This window comes from Nostoc sp. CMAA1605 (assembly GCF_021596505.1).
GTDB lineage: Bacteria > Cyanobacteriota > Cyanobacteriia > Cyanobacteriales > Nostocaceae > Trichormus.
Genome location: NZ_PJIZ01000176.1, coordinates 1 through 3053, shown reverse-complemented (window position 1 = coordinate 3053; position 3053 = coordinate 1). Strand labels below are relative to the sequence as shown.

General features: G+C 49.0%; 2 protein-coding genes. One reads left to right on the top strand and one right to left on the bottom strand.

Going from position 1 to position 3053, the window contains the following annotated elements:
• The coding region (locus CV014_RS29420; protein ID WP_236145239.1) for a S9 family peptidase at positions 1–2030 on the top strand (2030 nt) is incomplete at its 5' end.
• 21 nt (positions 2031–2051) lie between these two features.
• On the opposite strand, the gene CV014_RS29415 is transcribed toward CV014_RS29420, so the two are convergent.
• On the bottom strand, positions 2052–3053 hold a 1002-nt coding region (locus tag CV014_RS29415), incomplete at its 5' end, for a triple tyrosine motif-containing protein (protein ID WP_268964970.1).

Genomic DNA, 3053 nt, shown 5'->3' with positions numbered 1-3053 from the left:
AAACCTACGACCAGGAATCAAACCCGCAGTTCACCTTTGGCGAAACCAAAATTGCCTTTAACCGTAACCAGAATTTATATGTATGGGATATGGCCAGTGGTGAAACCTGGCAGCTCACCAATATCCAGTCGGGCTCCTCTGGCCGAAGTGGTGGTCCCGGCAGCGGTGCCGGTACCGGTGCCGGCAGTGGCACACAACAGGAAGAATGGCTGAAGAATGATCAGCTCAGCTATTTTGAAGTGCTGAAAGCAAGAAAAGATAAACGGGAAAAAGGAGACGCCTTCAATAAATCGGGTAAAGCCAAAGAGCAGCGCGTAATCAATATTGAGGATAAGAATATGACGGGCCTTGGTATCAGTCCCGATGGTCGCTTTGTAAGTTACCGCCTGTTTCGTTTTGGCAATAGTGGTAAAACCACCATTGTTCCCAGCTATGTTACCGAAACCGGATTTACCACCGATATACCCGGACGTACCAAAGTAGGAAATCCGCAAACCAATTCGGAGATGTATATATATGACCGTGAGCGGGACACACTGTATACGCTTAAAGCCGATTCCACTTTCCCCGGTATCCGCGATTTGCCGGACTATGTAAAAGACTATCCTAAAAAAAATGAGAAGCTGTTGAAAAATCCGCCGATGCGCGCTATCAGCTTTACCAATCTTACCTGGTCGCCATCGGGTGCAACAGCCCTTATTGAAATCCGGTCGGCCGACAATAAAGACCGCTGGCTGATGGCATGGGATACGGCCACCCGCGTACTGAAACTGGTGGACCGCCAGCGTGATGAAGCCTGGATCGCCGGACCCGGTATTGGTTTTGGCGGTGGCCGCACCACGGGATGGATTGATGATAATACCGTCTGGTTTCATTCAGAAGCCAGTGGGTATTCTCATTTGTATTTGGTAAACACGGCAAGCGGAGTACGACGGGCCCTTACCAGTGGCAATTATGAAGTGCAGCAGGCACAACTCAGTAACGATAAAAAATATTTTTACATCACCACCAATGAAGTACACCCCAGCGAGCAGCAATTTTACCGGCTGAACATTGCAGACGGAAAAAAAGAGCGGATCACTTCCATGACGGGTGCCAACCAGGTAAGTCTGTCCCCGGATGAAAAATATCTTGCTTTTCTCTATTCTTATTCGAACAAACCATGGGAACTCTATCTCCAGGAAAATAAGGCGGGAGCTAAAGCGGAGCAGGTTACCCATATTGCACAGAGTGAAGAATTCCGTTCCTATCCCTGGCGGGATCCCGAGCTGATCAGTTTTCCGGCAGCAGATGGTGCCATGGTATACGCACGATTGTATAAGCCAGCCAACCCGCATCCCAATAAACCGGCCGTACTGTTTGTACATGGTGCCGGCTACCTGCAGAATGCGCATAAGTGGTGGAGCAGTTACTTCCGCGAATATATGTTTAACAATATGCTGGCCGATAACGGGTACTACGTGATGGATATTGATTATCGCGGCAGTGCGGGCTACGGGCGCAACTGGCGAACCGGCATTTACCGTTATATGGGCGGCAAAGACATGACCGATCATGTGGATGCAGTGAACTACCTCGTTAAAAACTATGGCGTGAATCCGCAGCATGTGGGATTATATGGCGGTTCATACGGCGGCTTTATTACACTGATGGGAATGTTTAATTACCCCGATGTATTTGCCGCCGGCGCTGCCCTTCGTCCGGTTACCGACTGGGCCAATTATAACCATGGGTATACTGCCAATATTCTCAACGAGCCATTCAATGACAGCCTGGCTTACCGCCGGAGTTCACCCATCTACCATGCCGCAGGATTAAAAGGCAACCTGCTCATTTGCCATGGCATGGTGGATGTGAATGTACATTTCCAGGATGCTGTGAAGCTTACGCAGCGATTAATTGAATTGGGAAAAAATAACTGGGAACTGGCCCCCTATCCCATGGAAGATCATGGCTTCGTGGAACCCAGCAGCTGGACAGATGAATACAAGCGGATTTATAAACTGTTTGAAACGGTCTTGAAGAAATAAACACCGGGAAGTGCACTCACATCAGGAAACAGGTGTGTCCGGCTGGTCGGCACTACCAGGATTTTCCTTTGCTTCCACCTGCAGTAAAAATTGAAAGAGGTCTTCTTTAGCAGGCACCTGCAGTTTTTTCCGGAGGCGATAGCGGCTGATCTCCACCCCGCGTACAGATATACTGAGCAGTTGTGCGATTTCCTTACTGGATAAATTCATTCGCAGGTAGGCACAAAGTTTCAGCTCATGTGCGTTCAGTGCGGGAAACGCTTTCTTCAGGTTGATAAGAAAATTGCTGTGCACACTGTTGAAATGAATTGAAAACTGTTTCCAGTCCTCATCCAGTTTTTCCTCCGAACCGAGACTGCGGATAATTTTTTTCAATTCAGCAGTATCTACCTGGTCATTGCCCGGCTTGCATAGTTTATTCAGCTCACCGGTAATCTTCAGCATGAATTCTTTTTTCTGTACCAGGTTCATCGCTGTACTTGCCAGTTCCGCATTTTTGTGTTCAATCTCTGCTTCCAGGTTTTCGTTCTTCAGTTTTATCATTTCCTTTTCGGCGCGGGCCATTTCCAGCTGGTGCTGGTAAGTAAGCCGTCGTTGCTCCTCTTCAAATTGCTGCTGGTCTGCCTGCCGCCGTTGCTCCTGTTTACGGCGCAGGCGGCGATCCTGCAAGCGGTATACTCCGTAAAAAGCGGCACTAACCAACAGCAGGTATATAACATAGGCCCACCAACTGCGATACCAGGGCGGTGCAACGCGAAAAGTATAAGTACATTCCGGCGATTCGGCTGATGGGCTGCTGCGCGATTTTACATGAAATACGTACGAACCTTCGGGGAGGTTGGTATAGTCTTTTTCATGCTGCGTACTCCAGTTGCTCCAGCGCTGGTCAAAGCCCTCCAGGTAATAGCTGAATTCCGCTTCAGGCTGACCTGCCATCAGCGATGTGGCAAAAGCAAAATGAAGGGCATTCCATTTATAGGGCAGCGAACCACTGCGTACCTGCTGATCACCGGAACCATAGCC